This window comes from Paenibacillus thiaminolyticus (genome assembly GCF_007066085.1).
Taxonomy (GTDB): Bacteria; Bacillota; Bacilli; order Paenibacillales; family Paenibacillaceae; genus Paenibacillus_B; species Paenibacillus_B thiaminolyticus.
On record NZ_CP041405.1, the window covers coordinates 4,513,525 to 4,530,992 of the forward strand.

Below are 17,468 nucleotides of genomic sequence, written 5' to 3' on the forward strand. Positions count from 1 at the left end.
GTTGTCGTGCGGTGACGGGCGTCTGCGGCGAGACGCCTGAGGAGAACGGACAAGCGGAAGCGCTTGTCCGTTCGGCATGAGTGGCTGCCGTCCTTACTTCCGTGGCGGAGCCGTCGAGTCGCGTACGATGATCCGGGTCGGCAGAAGCAGCTCAATGAACGGCTCATCCTTATGTTCCATGCGCCAGAACAGCTGCTCGACGGCTTTGCGGCCGAACAGATTCAAATCGATGGCCATCGTGGTCGTCATTGGCGTTGCCAAGCGGGACAACTGCCCGTTATCGAAGCTGCATACCGCTATGTCGTCCGGCACCTGGAACCCAAGCTGATGCAGCGTGGAATTGACAAGGAAGCCAAGCCCGTCATTCACGCAGAACCAGGCTGTCGGTTGTTCGCTCATCGCTTTCATCGTCTTCATGACATAATCCGCCTGTTCTACCGCATTGGTCACGATCCATTCCGGGCGGGCCTCGAGCCCCATATCGCGCAGAGCGAGCCGGAATCCTTCCAGCCGCTCATAATAGCTCGGCGAGAAATCAATATTGCCGATATATCCGATGCTGCGGTGCCCCAAATCGTTCAGATGCTGAACGGCCTCATACGCACTGAAGCGATTGTTCGTCAAGATGCAATCGGCATGAATGGCCGGATGATGGTGGTCAATGAGCACGGTCGGTATTCCGGTGCCGATAACGGCATTCGTGAAGGCCGTACTCAAGTGGGACAGAATCAGAATCCCGTCCACGTCTTGATTCTCCAAGAAAGAGGGCAAGGCCAGCTCAAGCTCCGATTCCTTGTTGATGGATTGGATGAGCAGGTGTTTGCCGCGTCTTCTCGTTTCTTGCTCCACACTTAAATAAATTTCCCCGAAAAAGCTTTTTTGCGCGAACGCGAAATCTGAAGCGATCAAGGCGATGTTCCCGGATTGCTCGGATACTTTCTTTTTCCGTGCAGAGGGATAGGTATATCCCATTTGCTTCGCTGTCTCGAGGACAAGCCGGCGCGTCTCTTCGCTTACTCCGTCCTTGCCCGAGAGAGCTTGCGATACGGAGTTTTTGGAAATATGAAGCCGATCCGCAATATCCTGCATTGTCACTTTTGCTTTCATCAGCGACCAACACCTCCTTTCAAGCTTGTATACTTCCGTAGGGATATTTTTAGAATAAAAACCAGTTGAACATTGCATAATAACCAGTGCGAAAATCTTCTTCCGCAGCGCAATCGGTTTCTATAGTAATTATGCCAGAAATGAAAGAATTACAAAACAACATTACAAAACAATAATAACGTTACTTGAAGAGATAGTAAAGACAATTACATATTTATCGAAAAATGTCGAAGTATCTGTTTTATCGAAAAAAACGGATTGACAATCGATAATATTTGATTAATAATGTGATTACAAACGCTTTCAGTGCGTTTAGTCATTTTAATTGTAACGTTACTGATGTATATTGTCATCTTGAGGTTGAGTCATGTCATTAGGAGGAGGTCTTTTTCCATGAAAAAGAAACTGTCAATTCTGCTCATTCTTACGATGGTCTTCTCGGTCTTGGCTGCTTGCAGCAAAGGGGAAGCGCCGAAGGAGTCGGCAGACGGGGTAATTACCATCGATTTTTGGGCGGCACCGAACCCGCCGCAGCAAGCGTATTGGATGGAAATGGCGAAGGAATATGAGGCGGTCAATCCGAATGTCAAGATCAATGTGAGCGCGATCAAGGAATCGCCAAGCTCGGAGGCGAGCATCCAGGCTGCTATCGCCGGCGGCAGCGCTCCGGCCATCTCGGAAAATATCAACCGCGGCTTCGCCGCGCAGTTGGCCAGAAGCCAGGCGCTTGTTCCGCTGAACACGCTGCCGCAATTCAACGATATCGTATCGGGCCGCAATATGAGCAATACGCTCGAGCCGTGGGAGTTCGCTGACGGCAATCAATACGTGCTGCCGATTTACTCCAACCCGATGCTCTTCGGCTGGCGTCTCGACATCTTGAAGGAGCTTGGGTATAACGAGCCGCCGAAGACATACAGCGAAGTGCTGGATGTCGCCAAAAAGCTGAAAGAGAAATATCCGGACAAGTACGTGTGGGGCAAGGGCGCCGATCTGGTTGATCCTACGGCATGGAAGCGCTGGTTCGACTTCTTCATGCTGTATAATGCCGCATCGGACGGCAACAAATTTATTGAGGGCGACCAGTTCGTCGGAGATGAGGCTGCCGGCGTGAAGATGCTGGAGTTCGTCGACAACCTGCGCAAGGAAAAGGCGATTTTGGCGAAAAACGTAACCGATCCGTTCGAGTCGGGCATCGGCATCTTTACGGATCTTGGCCCATGGACGTTCAACTACTGGGCTGAGAAGTTCCCGGAAATGAAATACAACGAGACATACACGCTGTCCCTTCCTCCGGTTCCGGACGGCATGAATCCGGACGAAGCGAAGACGTTCTCCGACGCGAAAGGTCTCGTTATTTTCTCCAGCGTGCCGAAGGAGCAGCAGGAGGCGGCCGCCGAGTTCATCAAGTGGGTCTACTCCGATGCGAAGAACGATGCGAAGTGGTTCGAGAAGACGAATCTGCCGCCGGCGCGCGACGATCTGGCAGAGCTTCCGGAATTCAAAGCGATAATCGAACAATCTCCTGAGCTTGAGCTGTACGCCAAGTCTGTGCCGCTTGGCATTCCTGCCATCGACAATGCCCGCTACAATGAGCTCCAGACGCTGATTGGCCAGGAGGCATTCAACAAAGTGGTCCTCGGCGAGATTGATCCGAAGACCGGATGGGACAACATGAAGAAGGCGATTGAAGGGGAACTTCAATAATGATCGATAAGAATAACAATCGGTTGGGCTGGTTATTCACCAGTCCCTACCTCATTTATGGGCTTGTATTCTTTTTGGGTCCGTTACTATGGTCGTTCTATCTGTCCTTCACGAACTGGGACTTGATTGCGCCGACTTATGACTTCGTCGGGTTCAAGAACTTCATCAAGGCGCTGTCAACGCCAGGGGTGCAATCGGCCTTTTGGGTCACTTACAAATTCATGATCGTGTTCGTGCCGCTTGTCACGGTCATGTCGCTCGGCGTCGCCGTGGTTGTGCAGGGGCTTCCGAAGCTGCGCAGCTTGTATCTGATCGGCTTTTTCCTGCCGTATCTGTCGTCCGGCGTCGTCGCTTCGCTCATCGTGAAGGGCTTTTTGTCCTATAACAGCCCGGTGAACATTTTCCTGCGCGATGCATTCGGGCTCGATATTAACTGGCTCGGTTCGCCGTTGTCGGCGCTCTTCGTCGTAGGGCTTATTCTCGCATGGAAGTTTACCGGTTATTATGCGCTCATTTTGACGTCGGGACTGGAAAGCATTGATAAGGAAGTATATGAAGCAGCGGCGATTGACGGCGTTACGGATCGTCAGCGCTTCTGGAAGATCACGCTTCCCCTGCTGTATCCCGCGCTGTATACGACCTTGATTCTCTCGTTCGGCGTCACATTCGGCATCTTCACGGAAGTATACCAATTGACGGGCGGAGGTCCGAACTTCGCGACGAACACATGGCAGATGGAGATTTACAATCAGGCCTTCAAAAACTTGCAGGCCGGCTATGCCTCGGCTGTAGCCATTTTGGCGTCCGTCGTTACGTTCATCTCGATCTTCGTCATCAAAAAACTGCTGGAAATGTGGGGGAAACGAAATGGTTGGGTCTAAACAAAACAACAAGCTTCGCTTGACGATCCGCTATATTTTGGCGACGCTCCTGCTTCTGGTCATGGTATACCCGTACCTGTACATGGTGTTGAACTCGTTCGCCGACTGGTCGCAGGTCGACCGCAAGCTCATTCCGGCCAGCTACTCCCTGAAATCGTATGAATGGCTGTTCACCGGAGGCGAGACGGGCATTGCGCGTCCGTGGCTGAACGCGTTCGTGAACAGCGTCATCGTCTCGGTCGTGTCGACTGCGCTCATGATGCTCTTTGGCGTCATGGTGGCTTACGCATTGTCGAAGCTGAATTTCAAGGGGCGGGACACGGTGAACAACTTCGTCCTGTTCCATATGTTCTTTCCGGCGATCATCCTGCTCATCCCGAACTTCCTGATCATCCAGAAGGTCGGATTGTACGATACGTACTGGGCCATGATTATTCCGAAGGCGGTCAGCTTATGGGCCATCTTCATGTACACCAACTTCTTCAAGGCGATCCCGACGGTGTTCATTGAGGCGGCGAAGCTGGACGGTGCGTCGGACTTCAAAATTTTGTACCGCATCATGATGCCGATGTCACGTTCGATTACGGCGGTTATCTTCCTGTTCCTGCTGATGGAACGGTGGACGGAGCTGCTGTGGGACATGATCGTGGTGCGCAGCGACAGTATGCTGACGCTGAACGTGCTCTTGTCGCAAATGTTCGGGCCTTACGGCGGCTATCCGGGTCCGCTGTATGCCGCATCGGTGCTGCTGACGCTGCCGATTATTATGATGTTCCTGGTGTTCGGCAAAAAGTTCAAGGAAGGCATGCAATTCAGCCTCAAATAAGGAAGTTGCCAGCCTAAACAATGGGAGTGGAGAGAATGGAAGCACCGTGGTGGCAATCGGCCGTCTTCTATGAAATCTATATGCCGAGCTTCTGCGACGGGCATGGGGACGGCATCGGCGACTTCGCCGGCATAGCGTCGAAGCTGGATGAATTGGCCAAGCTGGGCGTGAACGGCCTCTGGCTGACGCCGTTCTATCTGTCGCCCAAGGTGGATAACGGCTACGATATCGCCGACTATACGGCCATCGATCCCGATTACGGGACGATGGAAGACTTCGAAGCGTTCATCCGCGAGGCGCATGCCCGGGATATCCGAGTGATCGTCGATCTAGTGCTGAACCATACGTCGTCGGAGCATCGCTGGTTCCGGGAATCCCGGTCGTCGCGTTCGAATCCGAAGCGCGACTGGTACATCTGGAAGGACCCGGTGAACGGCGGCCCGCCGAACAATTGGGAGTCCTTCTTCGGCGGTCCGGCTTGGGAGTTCGATGAAGCGACCGGGCAATATTATTATCACGCGTTCGCGAAGGAACAGGTCGACTTGAACTGGACTCATCCCGAAGTCCGCGCCGCGATGAAGGGCGTGATGGACTTCTGGCTGGATCGGGGCATTGACGGCTTCCGGCTTGATGTCATCAATTTTTTGAAAGTATCAGGGACATTCCCCGACAACCCGTACGATGCGGAGACGGGCGAGCAGCAGCATGTGCATGACAAGGATCAGGAAGGCATCCTGGAAGCCATCGCGGAGCTGTCTGCCCACGCGCATGAACGGCAGGGAACATTCATGGTCGGCGAGGTCGGCTCCGAGGATATGGACGTGCTGCGCCGCTATAGCGGCACGGGCTTGCTGGATGTCGTGTTCAACTTCAATCTCGGCAGCCAGGAGGCGTTCTCGCTGGAACGCCTGTATGAGGAATTGAAGAAGATGGAGGAGGCGCATGCCTCCGATCAGCTTCCGACGCTGTTCTTCAGCAGCCACGACATGCCGCGCCATATCTCCCGCTTCGGGGAAGGCAAGACCGGGCTGGAGGAGCGGCGGGCGAAGCTGATTGCCGCGCTGATGCTTACCGCGAAGGGCGTGCCGTTCCTGTATTACGGCGAAGAGATCGGGATGCGTGACTTCGTAGCCGGGACGATCGAAGAGATGCGCGACGTGCAAGGGCTGACGGCCTACCGGCTCGCGCTGGCGGAAGGCGCGGCGCCGGAGGAGGCGCTTGCGAAGGCCTTGGCGAAGAGCCGGGACAAATCGCGGACGCCGATGCAGTGGACGGACGAGACCTATGGCGGCTTCTCGGATGCGTCCCCGTGGATCGGCATGGGCCCGCGGCATGAAGCGCTGAATGTGCGGACGCAGCAGCGGGAACCCGATTCGATCTACTCGTTCTACCGTCAGCTTATCGCGCTCCGGCACAGACACCCGTCGCTGCACAGCGGCGATTATGCGCGGCTGGAACGCCAGGGGGATGTGCTCTTGTATGTGAAGCAGGCCGCTGGCGAAGAGGCGCTGGTGGCGCTGAACTTCGGGACGGAGCCGTACGCTCTGCCCGTCGGCAGCCTGCTGGCCGGGACATTCCGCTTCGCCTTGTCCAGCCACGGGGAGCCGAGCGGAGCCAATGAATCGTTCATCCTTGGTCCGCAGGAAGCGGCTATTTGGATCAGCGAGAACTCATCAGTGAAGGAGATGTGCCATACATGACAGGGAACCACCGCAGCGCAATCACATGCGCGACACTGCTGAAGCAATATATGACGCGCAGCCCGTTGGCGGCGAACGCGGAGAAGTTGAAATTTACCGGCGTCGGCAGCAAAGATGTCTACAATATTACCGCTCCGTTCGAAGACGAGGGGGAGCAGGTCATCGCCGGACGCGTGGAATCGCGTGACAGCGAGCACTCTGAAGTTTATTTCTTCGTCGAACGGAACGGGGAATGGGTGCCGCGGGAAGGCGCGCCGGCATTCGAGCTTCAGGATCCGTTCCAGACCCGGATCGGAGGCGAGCTTGTGCTCGGCGGCGTGCAGATTTATCCGCATCCGACACAGGCGAACGCGCTGATGTGGCGTACGGTGTTCTACAAAGGGAAGCGCATCGCCGATCTGAAGCCGTGCTTCACCGGCCCGGACGGCATGAAGGATCTGCGGCTGGTCGAGCTTCTGGACGGCAGCATCGGCGTCTTTACCCGTCCTCAGGGAGAGAAGGGCGGCCGCGGCAAAATTGGATTTACCCGCGTCGAGCGGTTGGAGGACTTATCGATTGAGCTGATTGACAACGCCCCGCTCTTGGAAGGGCAATTCATCGACGAAGAATGGGGAGGCGCGAACGAAGCGCATATGCTCAGCAACGGCCGTATCGGCGTGCTGGGACATATCGCATGCTTCGATGACCAAGGCGACCGCCACTATTATCCGATGGCGTTCGCGCTTGATCCGGCTACCGGCGAGCACACCGCCATCGAGCTCATCGCCGTGCGGGATCAATTCCTGCCGGGCGCGGCGAAGCGGACCGACCTCGTGGACGTCGTATTCAGCGGCGGTCTGGTGCGCAACGACGACGGCACGGCGGTGCTGTATGCAGGCATAAGCGATGCGGAGGCGCATCGTCTGACCATTGCCGATCCATTCTTGCAATTCGAACAGGCATAATCGCATTAATCATTTTACAGCTTAAGGAGTCTACAGCATGAATATTTATCGGTATGAAGAAAATCCGCTCATTACGCCGGCCGACGTCAAGCCGCATCGCGAAGACTTCGAAGTCATCGGCGCGTTCAATGCAGGCGTCGCGACTTATAACGGGGAAGTACTGCTGCTGCTTCGCGTAGCCGAGCGCCCGATCAGCACCGACCCGAACATCGTGAAGGCGCCCGTGTTCAACCCGGAGACGAAGGAGCTGGACATCATTGAGCTTCGCGTGGATGACGAACGTTACGATTTCTCCGATCCGCGCGTCATTCGCAACAAGGCGCAAAGCGCGACGTTCGAATATTTGACTTCCATCTCCTATATCCGCATTGCCCGCAGCAAGGATGGGCACCGCTTCACGATAGATGATGCGCCATTCGTCTATCCGTCGACGGAGTTGGAGACGTTCGGCATCGAAGATCCGCGCGTAACGCAGATCGGCGATACGTATTACATTTATTTCTCGGCCGTATCTCCGGTCGGCGTCGGGGAGTCGATGGTATCCACGAAGGATTTCGTGAATGTGACGCATCATGGCATGATTTTCAGCCCGGATAATAAGGACGTCCTTATTTTCCCGGAAAAAATCAACGGCAAGTATTATGCGCTGCATCGTCCGACGACGAAAAGCATCGGCAATCCGGAAATCTGGATCGCCGAATCGGATAATTTGCTCTATTGGGGCAATCACCGGCATCTGCTTGGCTTGCGTCCGGGCATGTGGGACAGCGGGCGCATGGGCGGCGGTGCCGTCCCGTTCAAGACGGAAAAGGGATGGCTGGAGCTGTACCATGGCGCGACGAAGGAGCACCGCTACTGCATGGGCGCCGTGCTGTTGGACTTGAATGACCCAACGAAGGTCATCGCCCGCTCGGAGCAGCCGGTGATGGAGCCGGAAGCGGATTACGAGAAAAACGGTTTCTTCGGCGATGTCGTCTTCTCTTGCGGCGCCGTCGTGGAAGGCGATACGGTCAAGATGTACTATGGCGTTGCGGATACATCAATGGCCTGCGCGGAGCTTAGCCTCAAGGAAATTTTGGAGAGCTTGACCTATATAGATGAATAGACTGAAGTAGAGACAGGGAGACGCCAAGGCCGGGAGGTCTTGGCGTCTTCTGGATAGGAGCGCGATATGAGACTGAATGAGAATTGGAAGCTGCGCGATTTCAATGTCGGCGAGGAACGCGATTTGGAGGTGGCTTCCCCTGAGTATGTCGATTATTTCTGGATGACGGCGAAGGTGCCGGGGGATGTGCATACGACGCTGATCGAGAAGGGCATAATCGAGGATCCGTTCTATGGACATAACGATCAGACATGCCGCTGGGTCGAGGAGAAGGTGTGGTGGTACCGAACGACGTTCCATTGGGACGGGCAGCGGGAGGACATGGAGCGGATGGAGCTTGTCTTTGAAGGGCTTGATACGTTCGCGACCGTGTATTTGAACGGCGTGGAATTGGGCTCGACGGACAATATGTTCATCAGCCATTCGTTCGAGGTGACGCGCGAGCTGATCAAGGGCAAGAATGTCCTCGCGGTCAAGCTGGATCCGGTTCACCTGCATGTGAAGAGCAAGATGCAATATTATTGGTCCGGCTTCAGCAAAAAAAGGATATGGACGCGCAAGAACCAAAGCCACTACGGCTGGGACTGGGGGCCGCGGCTTGTCTGTGCGGGAATCTGGAAGGATGTCCATCTGGTGAAGCGGAGCCGTGCGTATGTGGACAATGTGTTCGCTCATACGGTTGAGGTGAAGGACGGCGAGGCGATGATCGAGGTAGCGGTCGAGGCCCGGGTATTCGACCGCCGCGGCGCCTGCACTGCGGAAGTGGCGCTGCTGGACGCCGAAGGCAGACAGGTGGCGGGGCAGACGTTCGTGCTTGATCGCGGCCTGGGCTTCATGCCGGACGGCGCAATCTGTGCGCATGGCCTGTCCGGCAGCGCACGTCTCCGGGTGCCGAATCCGCGCCTGTGGTGGACGCATGATCTGGGCGAGCCCTATTTGTACAGGCTGGAAGTGACGCTGCGGAACGGCGGCGATGCCGTGGATGAGCGGCAGCAGCGCTTCGGCATCCGGACGTTGGACTTGATGCTGCATGACGAGGAAGGGCAGCACGCGTTCACGTTCGTGCTCAACGGGGTGAAGCTGTTCGCGAAGGGCGCGAACTGGATTCCGATCGACAGCTTCATTGCGGCGGTGCCGGATGAACGTTACTCGCGGTATATCCGTCTGGCGCAGGAGGCCAATATGAACATGCTGCGCGTCTGGGGCGGCGGCATCTATGAGCGGGATATTTTTTATGAGGAGTGTGACCGGCTCGGGCTGCTTGTCTGGCAGGACTTCATGTTCGCCTGTGCGCTCTATCCGGACTATAACCGCAACTTCATGGATAACGTCCGGCGGGAGATCGAGCAGGTCGTCAAGCGGCTGCGGAGCCGGACTTGCCTCGCTCTCTGGTGCGGCAATAACGAGAACGACTGGCTGTATGAAGCGCTGCATTCCAGCGGCGAGATCCCGCATCCGTTCTATGGGGAGAAAATTTACCACGAGCTGATGCCGGCCCTGCTGGAGACGCTCGATCCGACGCGCCGATTCTGGCCGAGCTCGCCATACGGGGGCAATGATCACAATTCGCGCGAGATTGGCGATACGCATAATTGGCAGGTATGGCATGGCAACATCGAGCCGCGGGTCTTCGGCGAGCCGCAATTGCAGGACTATAGCGTCGAAGGGCTGTCGTTCAAAAAATTCAAGGGCGACACGACGAAGTTCGCCAGCGAATTCGGCATGCATGCCTCCTCGAACCGCTACACGCTGCAGCGCAACATCCCGGAGAGCCAATTCTACTGGGGCAGCGACGAGATGATGTACCGCAACAAGGATATCCATCATCCGAAGGGCATCTTGCTGATGGAAGGGTATACCGGGGCCCCAACGAATATGGAAGAGTACATCAATTATTCGATGCTGACGCAGGCCGAAGGGCTGAAATACGGCATTGAGCATTACCGCCGCCGCAAGCCGGATACAAGCGGCGCGTTGTTCTGGCAGCTGAACGACTGCTGGCCGGGCACGAGCTGGTCGGTCATCGACTACTACGGGCTGCCGAAGGCGGCATATCATTACGCGCGGAAGTTCTATGCGCCGGTGCTGCTGACGGCGGATCACGATGCGGGCCGGGCGATGCATCTGTGGGCGCTCAATGACCGGTTGGAGCCTTATGAAGACCAGGTCCGGCTGGCCGTGTACCGGATGGATGGGATGAAGCTGTATGAGCGCGAATATGAGGTATGCCTGGAGCCGAACGGCAAAAGGGAACTGGATGCGCTGTCCGAAGCGGAGCTGACGAACGGGGCGGATCCGGCGGAGGTGGTATGCCTCATCTCGTCCGGAAGCGGCACCACGGAAGATAACTATGTCTACTTGCGTGACTATAAGGAGATGCATTTCGAGCCGGCACAGCTGCGGATCAGCGTGGATGAGGAGGCTGGCGTCATCCGCATCGAGACGGATCGGGCGGCCCGCATGGTGAAGATCGAGCTGGATGAAGCTTGGATTGGGGTGAGCGACAACTTCTTCGATCTGCTGCCTGGGAGAGCGAAGGAGATTCGGGTTTCGCAGGCGGAAGGCAAGCGGATTCCGTGGGAGACGCTGCGCGTCACCGCCTTGAATTCGCCGGAAGCCGTGAACGGTGACGGGAGATAGGACGCTCTGCTCTGCGGGCAGGGCATCGGGATGGAGAAGAGTACAATCATACGGGAAAAGGGATGAAGAGCATGAAAGCGGCAGTGTTGCGCGGAACGAAAATGATGGAGGTAACGGAATGGGCGGAGCGCCTGCCCGGCAAGGACGAGGTTCGGCTTCGCGTCGTCTGCTGCGGCATTTGCGGCACAGACCAGCATATTTATCACGGCCATCCGGGATCGGCGGAGGTGAAGCCGCCGATTGTGCTGGGCCATGAGCTGGCCGGCATCGTCGACTCCGTGGGGGAGGCGGTCGCGGATCTGCATCCGGGCGACCGGGTGTCCGTCGACCCGAATATATACTGCGGGGCGTGCGAATATTGCCGTAACGGCCGCGCTCACTTGTGCGATCGGCTGCAGGCCGTCGGGGTGACGAGGGACGGCGGAATGGGCGAATACTGCGTTGTGCCGGCGGCCAACTGCTACAAGCTGCCTGAGCAGGTGAGCTGGGTCGAAGGGGCGATGGCCGAGCCGCTTGGCTGCGTGCTGCATGGATTCAAGAAGCTGGAGCTGCGTGCGAATCAGCATGTGCTGATTATCGGAGGCGGCTTCATCGGCCAGTTGTTCCTGCAGCTCGTCGCGGCCGCGGGCGTCGCGCATATTACCGTCTGCGAGCCGGCCGCGCACAAGCACAGACTATTGCGTGAGCTGGGCGCCGAAGCTGTCGTCTCGCCGCTGGAAGCGGGCGCAGCGGACGAGCTGCGCAGCAAGGCCGATGTCGTGATCGAGTGCGCCGGCCGTCCGGAATCGGTGGAGCTGGCCTTGGAGGCGGCCCGCAAGGGCGGCCAAGTCCTGCTCTTCGGCGTCGCTTCTCCAGAAGCGCGGGCCAGCCTGTCGCCATTCGAGGTGTTCAGCAAGGAGCTGCGCATCATGGGCTCGTTCATCAATCCGTACACGCACGAGGAGGCGATCGCTTTGCTCGCACAGCATATCGTAAGCATTGAGCCGCTGATCAGCCATCGCTTCCGCATGGATGAACTGCCTGACATCATGGCCCGGTACGGCGAGATGACTGTCTCCAAAGGGGTCATCATGGAGGAATAGGGGTAAATTTCCTATAAATCGTCAATAATCCCTCTACCGATTGTGTCAATTTGGTAACAGGGGCTGGCAACGCTTGCATTCCGTATAGGGTCGTGTTAAATTAAGCGTTGTTATTTACACTGCAAGCAGCGTGTTACTAGTACGACTAGGCATGAGCTAAGCGGCCGTTCACTGCGTGAACTGGCATTGCTTTAGCTCATGCCTTTTTTGTTTGTGCTATGCAGACGACGTGGCAGGGAGTCCCGTTATTGGTCCCAAGCCGTGCTGCGACTGCTGTGCACGGTAGGCATCATCAGTACATATTACAAGGAGGAAGATAGGTTTGGACTTGGCGCGAATAGAAAACGATCTTCTCATCATTCCCTCGTGCTCAGGCATGAATCGGGCTTGATGACAAAATAGGGGTGTAACCAAGAGGAGGCCAATCATGGAAAAGCAATTTACGATAAAAAGTCCGCAAGGCGTGCATGCGCGTCCGGCGGGAGCCATTATGAAAAAAGCCGCCGAGTTCCCGGATTCGCAAGTGTCGCTGGAGTTCAACGGCCGCAAAGTAAGCGCAAAAAGCATCACGGGCGTGTTGACGCTCGGCCTGAAGGCCGGCGACCTCGTTACGGTGTCGGCGGAAGGCGGCCAAGCCGGGCAGGCGATTGCAGCCGTAGGCTCGGTGCTGGAATCCGTTCTCGATTAATGCCCGGAACCATTTACAGGGCTCTTCGCGTAGCTGCGCTTGGTATTCGGGATCATGGCGAGGGGCGGTTCCGGACGCAAACCCGCTTGCATGCATAGTGCCTGAATAGATTGGAAATGGTAACAATAGGTTTTTTTATGCACTTTGCTCATCTGTACATCGATAGGAGTTGACTTCCATGCTTAACATATTTAAATCGATATTCGGCGTTCTGCAAAAGGTCGGCAAGGCGCTTATGCTGCCGGTCGCCATTCTGCCGGCGGCCGGCATCCTGCTCGGAATCGGCAACGCGCTGGGCAATCCGGATCTGATCGCGCGTTTTCCGGTGCTAGGCACTGGCGCTATCAGTCTTATCTCCAGCGTGATGGAGCAAGCCGGGGGCATTGTATTTGACAACCTGTCCCTGCTATTCGCCGTCGGGGTCGCCATCGGTCTCGCCGGAGGGGAGGGGGTAGCGGGGCTTGCCGCCATCGTCGGTTATTTCGTCATGAACGTGACGATGAAAGTGATGATGGGTGTGACGCCGGAGATGGTGCAGACCGACTTTGCCTATGCCAACGTTCAAGGCGTGCCGACCCTGCAGACGGGCGTCTTCGGCGGTATTATTATAGGTATTACGGCGGCAATGCTGTATAAGCGGTTCTTCAAGATCGAGATGCCTTCCTATCTCGGCTTCTTTGCGGGCAAGCGCTTTGTCCCGATTATTACGGCCGTCACCTCGCTTGTTATCGGTATTCTGATGGTGTTCATCTGGCCGCCGATCCAGAACGGCCTGAATGCATTCTCCCACTCGCTCATCGACTCGAACCGCGCGCTGGCGGCCTTCATCTTTGGCATCTGCGAACGGGCGCTGATTCCATTTGGGCTGCATCATATCTTTTATTCGCCCTTCTGGTTCGAATTCGGGGAATATGTGAGCAAGGCGGGCGATCTTATCCGGGGGGATCAGAAAATCTTCTTCGCCCAGCTTAAAGACGGCGTTGAATTGACGGCGGGCACGTTCATGACGGGGAAATACCCATTCATGATGTTCGGTCTGCCAGCGGCTGCCCTAGCCATATATCATGAAGCGCGCCCGGAGAATAAGAAGCTTGTAGCCGGGCTGATGGGATCGGCCGCCTTGACGTCCTTCCTGACCGGTATTACGGAGCCGTTGGAATTTTCCTTCCTGTTTGTGGCGCCGCTTCTCTTCGCCGTGCATGTCGTGTTCGCGGGCTTGTCCTTCCTGACGATGCACCTGCTCGGCGTCAAAATCGGAATGACGTTCTCCGGAGGCTTCATCGATTACCTGCTGTTCGGCGTGCTGCAGAACCGGACGCCGTATTGGCTCGTCATCCTGGTCGGATTGGTGATGGCGCTCATCTACTACTTCGGCTTCCGCTTCGCTATCCGGACCTTCAATCTCCGGACGCCGGGAAGGGAAGCGGCCGCGCCTGCTGCTGCAGCCAAGCCGGAAGCGACGGCGGGAGAATTGCCGCGCGGTATCCTGACGGCGCTGGGGGGCAAAGCCAACATTGCATCCCTGGATGCCTGCATTACGCGTCTGCGCGTGCAGGTCAAGGATAAGAGCAATGTGGATAAGGAGCGCCTGAAGGAACTGGGCGCCTCGGGCGTGCTGGAGGTCGGCAACAATGTGCAGGCGATCTTCGGAACACGGTCAGAGACGATTAAGCACCAAATTCATGAAATCATCAAGGAAGAGGATATGGAACTGGACGGAGCCGAACCGGAGGAGGGCAAGGAGTCCGGGAAGCGTGCGGACGGCATCCAAGATTAAAATGAATAGAACGGATGTATATAGAGCGGGTGTATTTCACCGCTCTCTTTTTTTCAAGAGATGGAGGCGCGCGGGGTTCCCGCAAGTAGTATTTCACTACAGTGAGACAGCCCCCTTAATGCTTAAAGCTCGACTCTTCGAAAACTGCAAAAATACACTTTTCCTTTATGACGTGTACTCCGTTACAGGGAATCCTGCAAAACGGCATCAATTTCTGAATATCCAATCGATAAAAGACAAAAATCGATGAACATCATGTACTTTCCAGGCTGTTGAGAAAGTCCAAAGGATTTTTGGGCACTTCATCAGGACTTGTCTCTCAGTAGTAAAATTTTATCTGATCGAAGTGCCTGAAAACTGCACGGTTTTGCAAGACACGTTGACTCAGTAGGCAAAATCCTGCACCAATACAGCAATTCGGTAGGGACGACTTCACCAGAAAGGGAATCCTGTAAAACTGCAGCAATTTCACCCGTTTCTCTTCGACTTAGCTCAAAAGGGCCTAAAATGATGTAGCTGTGCAGCAATTCCTCGAAATGTGGAGTCATTGAGCCGAAATTCCTGTAAAATAGCAGCAATTCCCTCCACACGTTAAAACCCCAGGAGATGATGATCTCTCCAGAAGGCGATGACGCTCTGAATGCCGTGTTTCGATTAGGTAATCACCCCTCCGAAAAAAACAGGGGTTTTCCAACAGCCTGGTTTTGCAGGAATTTCATCAAATAGCGGCTTAAAGAGCAGAAATTGATGCATCCACGCAGCATTTCACTGCTTCATCCATCTTCCAAAGGTTTGCGCGCCGCCGTTTTTCCCGTATCAACATTCTCTGTTAACTCGTTATGTCCATAATTTTGAAGTGGCTGCGAGACACTCCCTAAAGTCAATCGGACGAACATCATGTTACTCGGCGTCGTGTTCTGCAAATTGCTTCTCTTTCCACAAGACGGTAATGCCGAGGCCGATGACCATAATGACGGCCGAGAATAGAAAAGGATAATGAATGTTAACGTCGAACAGCATTCCGGCCATCGCCGGACCGGCAATATTGCCCAAGCTCGTATAGGTTGAGTTCATACCGGCTACGAAGCCCTGCTCTTTCCCGGCCGCTTTGGACAGAAATGTCGTCAAAGCCGGCCGCAGCAGATCAAAGGCAAGGAAGATGAAGCACGTTACCGCCAGCACGATTCCAAAGCCGGAGATGACGGTGGACACCACCGCCAAAATGGCCCCGGCAATCAAGCATAATTGAATCAGTTTCTTTTCCCCGAGTATTTCTACCATTTTTCCGAACATAAAGATTTGCACGACGACGCCGAAAATGGAGCTAACCGTAATAATGATTGCAATATCTTTTGGCGTAAAGCCGAATTTATGATCGGAAAAGAGGCTGAAGACCGTTTCGTATGCCGATAAACCGAACGCGAGCACAAAGACGATAATAAATGCGATGCAGTAGAGCGGGTGAAGCGATTTTCTCATATCGGCAAGAAAGCTGCTTTGCTTTGCGTTCGCGGAAATCTCGGCAAGCTGCTCCTTGGTAAGCTGTTCTTTTAAAATAAACACGGATAAAATGCAGGCGAAAAAGGCAATTCCCGCCGCAAAGAAGAAGGGCATGCGTATGCCATATTCCGCGATAAAGCCGCCGATGCCGGGCCCGATAATAAAGCCGGTGCTAATGGCGGCCGAGACATACCCCATCGCCTTGGGCCGTTCCTGAATAGAGGTAATATCCGCCACATATGCCGTAACCCCCGGCGTTATAAAGGCGGCGCTAACTCCACCCAGAAGCCTTGAGATATACAGCATCGTTGCATTCCCGGCCAGCCCGAAGACGAGCTCGGATACGCTGAACAGGAATAAGCCGATGATGATGATCTTCTTGCGGCCGACACGGTCAACCCAGCGTCCGGCAAATGGCGACATCAGCAGTTGGGCCACGGCAAATACGGCAACCAGATACCCCATCGTTTTGCCTGATAAATGCATCATGTTCATAAAAGACGGCATGACGGGGATAACAAGGCCAATGCCCAGGAAGGCAATGAATATATTGCTGAGAAGAATAAGCAGTACTGCTTTTTGTTCTTTGATTGTTTTCTTCATATCATCAACCACTTTCTTTCTGTCAAAATCAAGGATGTGCTATTCCTCGCCAAAATACGGTCCAGGAGGCCTCCAATTTGTCCTTCAGCCGCTGCTCATCATTGCCGCCGTACACAAGCTCCAGCATAATGGAATCGACGACGCCCAGGAAGGCGAGGGTCGGCGTTTTTGCCGCCTCTTCGACGATGGCCTTCTCATCGATCCAATCCTGAAATTTCCGTTCCAGCATCGCCTGCACCTTTTCTTCGATATCGATGACTTCCTGTTCGATCGCTTTGGCAAGATGAGCGGGGGGGAAAAAAGACATGCGCAGCCAAAACGTTAACCGCTCATCTTTTTGGAAAAGATCGATGACTAGCTGCAGAAACCCGTATAAAGCTTTCTCGGGATGCTGGGAGCCTATGCTGCTAAAATATTGAAGCTTGGAAGAGAGCTCCGTCTCCTTCGCATCCCGCAGCACTTGCAGAAAAAGATCGTCCTTTCCTTTAAAATGGGCGTAGATCGATTGCTTTTTCATGCCGACATCTTCCGCAATGAGAGATAAGGATGCCCCTTCATAACCATGTAGGGTGAAATATTTCAAAGCCGCATCCTTAATTTCTTCGCTTTTCAATCGAATCACCTCAAAATTAACGAACGTTCGTCAGTTATACTAACAAATATAGTTAATCGAAGCAAGCGCGATCTAAAAAATTTTACATTTCTTTTATAATTCACTGTCACATTTCCGTGTCGATGGTTCGTTGTATAGAGAGAAAGGGGGGGGCGGCGTGGATGAAGCGTGGTTGCGTCAGGTTATTGCTGACGTGGTGGAGGGGGAGATTCAAAAATTCGAGCATATCGTGCAATTCTTGGAACAGCGGATGACCACTTGGAGCGCGGGCACCGGGGCAACAGAAAGAGAGCGG

The 17,468-nt window shown here is 54.9% G+C and carries 13 protein-coding genes; 10 read left to right on the plus strand and 3 right to left on the minus strand.

The window, feature by feature from the left end; all coding sequences use genetic code 11:
• Window positions 1-93 precede the first annotated feature (93 nt).
• Complete coding sequence (locus FLT43_RS20075; protein WP_087442830.1) at window positions 94-1,107, minus strand: LacI family DNA-binding transcriptional regulator; 1,014 nt, start codon at window positions 1,105-1,107, stop codon at window positions 94-96.
• Window positions 1,108-1,500: 393 nt separating this feature from the next.
• Between FLT43_RS20075 and FLT43_RS20080 the strand changes: the two genes are divergently transcribed.
• The 10 genes from FLT43_RS20080 (at window position 1,501) to ptsG (ending at window position 14,457) form a co-directional block, all read left to right on the plus strand.
• Window positions 1,501-2,814, plus strand: coding sequence for an ABC transporter substrate-binding protein (locus tag FLT43_RS20080; RefSeq protein ID WP_087442831.1), 1,314 nt, complete (start codon window positions 1,501-1,503; stop codon window positions 2,812-2,814).
• The gene (locus FLT43_RS20085; protein WP_087442832.1) at window positions 2,814-3,695 is read left to right on the plus strand and encodes a carbohydrate ABC transporter permease; all 882 of its coding nucleotides are present in this window, start codon (window positions 2,814-2,816) and stop codon (window positions 3,693-3,695) included. The genes FLT43_RS20080 and FLT43_RS20085 overlap by 1 nt, the downstream gene beginning before the upstream one ends.
• Window positions 3,682-4,521, plus strand: coding sequence for a carbohydrate ABC transporter permease (locus tag FLT43_RS20090; protein WP_087442833.1), 840 nt, complete (start codon window positions 3,682-3,684; stop codon window positions 4,519-4,521). The genes FLT43_RS20085 and FLT43_RS20090 overlap by 14 nt, the downstream gene beginning before the upstream one ends.
• Window positions 4,522-4,556: 35 nt before the next feature.
• A complete protein-coding gene (locus FLT43_RS20095) occupies window positions 4,557-6,221 on the plus strand; it encodes an alpha-glucosidase (protein ID WP_087442834.1) in 1,665 nt (554 codons plus the stop codon).
• Window positions 6,218-7,165, plus strand: coding sequence for an MTP-1 family protein (locus FLT43_RS20100; protein ID WP_087442835.1), 948 nt, complete (start codon window positions 6,218-6,220; stop codon window positions 7,163-7,165). The genes FLT43_RS20095 and FLT43_RS20100 overlap by 4 nt, the downstream gene beginning before the upstream one ends.
• Before the next feature lie 37 nt (window positions 7,166-7,202).
• Window positions 7,203-8,270 carry a BtaManbiosPhlase gene (locus tag FLT43_RS20105; RefSeq protein WP_087442836.1) on the plus strand — a complete coding sequence of 356 codons (1,068 nt, stop codon included), beginning with the start codon at window positions 7,203-7,205 and terminating at the stop codon, window positions 8,268-8,270.
• 66 nt (window positions 8,271-8,336) lie between these two features.
• A complete protein-coding gene (locus FLT43_RS20110; RefSeq protein ID WP_087442837.1) occupies window positions 8,337-10,910 on the plus strand; it encodes a beta-mannosidase in 2,574 nt (857 codons plus the stop codon).
• 71 nt (window positions 10,911-10,981) lie between these two features.
• Window positions 10,982-11,992, plus strand: coding sequence for a zinc-dependent alcohol dehydrogenase family protein (locus tag FLT43_RS20115; RefSeq protein ID WP_087442879.1), 1,011 nt, complete (start codon window positions 10,982-10,984; stop codon window positions 11,990-11,992).
• Window positions 11,993-12,419: 427 nt separating this feature from the next.
• Window positions 12,420-12,680 (plus strand): HPr family phosphocarrier protein, encoded by a 261-nt coding sequence (locus FLT43_RS20120; RefSeq protein WP_087442838.1) that lies wholly within the window; start codon window positions 12,420-12,422, stop codon window positions 12,678-12,680.
• Between the two features lie 187 nt (window positions 12,681-12,867).
• The gene (gene ptsG, locus FLT43_RS20125; protein WP_087442880.1) at window positions 12,868-14,457 is read left to right on the plus strand and encodes a glucose-specific PTS transporter subunit IIBC; all 1,590 of its coding nucleotides are present in this window, start codon (window positions 12,868-12,870) and stop codon (window positions 14,455-14,457) included.
• Window positions 14,458-15,357: 900 nt separating this feature from the next.
• Here the strand turns inward: ptsG and FLT43_RS20130 are convergent.
• Both FLT43_RS20130 and FLT43_RS20135 read right to left on the minus strand, forming a co-directional pair.
• Window positions 15,358-16,560: an MFS transporter gene (locus FLT43_RS20130; protein ID WP_087442881.1), complete on the minus strand. Its 1,203-nt coding sequence runs from the start codon at window positions 16,558-16,560 to the stop codon at window positions 15,358-15,360.
• Between the two features lie 28 nt (window positions 16,561-16,588).
• Window positions 16,589-17,173 (minus strand): TetR/AcrR family transcriptional regulator, encoded by a 585-nt coding sequence (locus FLT43_RS20135; protein WP_087442840.1) that lies wholly within the window; start codon window positions 17,171-17,173, stop codon window positions 16,589-16,591.
• Window positions 17,174-17,468: the final 295 nt, after the last annotated feature.

Bases quoted from the DNA above. Each gene is read 5' to 3' on its own strand.
- FLT43_RS20130 (WP_087442881.1), bottom strand. From the start codon at position 16,560: ATGAAGAAAACAATCAAAGAACAAAAAGCAGTACTGCTTATTCTTCTC.
- FLT43_RS20090 (WP_087442833.1), top strand. From the start codon at position 3,682: ATGGTTGGGTCTAAACAAAACAACAAGCTTCGCTTGACGATCCGCTAT.
- FLT43_RS20120 (WP_087442838.1), top strand. From the start codon at position 12,420: ATGGAAAAGCAATTTACGATAAAAAGTCCGCAAGGCGTGCATGCGCGT.
- FLT43_RS20105 (WP_087442836.1), top strand. From the start codon at position 7,203: ATGAATATTTATCGGTATGAAGAAAATCCGCTCATTACGCCGGCCGAC.
- FLT43_RS20110 (WP_087442837.1), top strand. From the start codon at position 8,337: ATGAGACTGAATGAGAATTGGAAGCTGCGCGATTTCAATGTCGGCGAG.
- FLT43_RS20100 (WP_087442835.1), top strand. From the start codon at position 6,218: ATGACAGGGAACCACCGCAGCGCAATCACATGCGCGACACTGCTGAAG.
- FLT43_RS20115 (WP_087442879.1), top strand. From the start codon at position 10,982: ATGAAAGCGGCAGTGTTGCGCGGAACGAAAATGATGGAGGTAACGGAA.
- FLT43_RS20085 (WP_087442832.1), top strand. From the start codon at position 2,814: ATGATCGATAAGAATAACAATCGGTTGGGCTGGTTATTCACCAGTCCC.
- FLT43_RS20075 (WP_087442830.1), bottom strand. From the start codon at position 1,107: ATGAAAGCAAAAGTGACAATGCAGGATATTGCGGATCGGCTTCATATT.
- FLT43_RS20080 (WP_087442831.1), top strand. From the start codon at position 1,501: ATGAAAAAGAAACTGTCAATTCTGCTCATTCTTACGATGGTCTTCTCG.
- FLT43_RS20095 (WP_087442834.1), top strand. From the start codon at position 4,557: ATGGAAGCACCGTGGTGGCAATCGGCCGTCTTCTATGAAATCTATATG.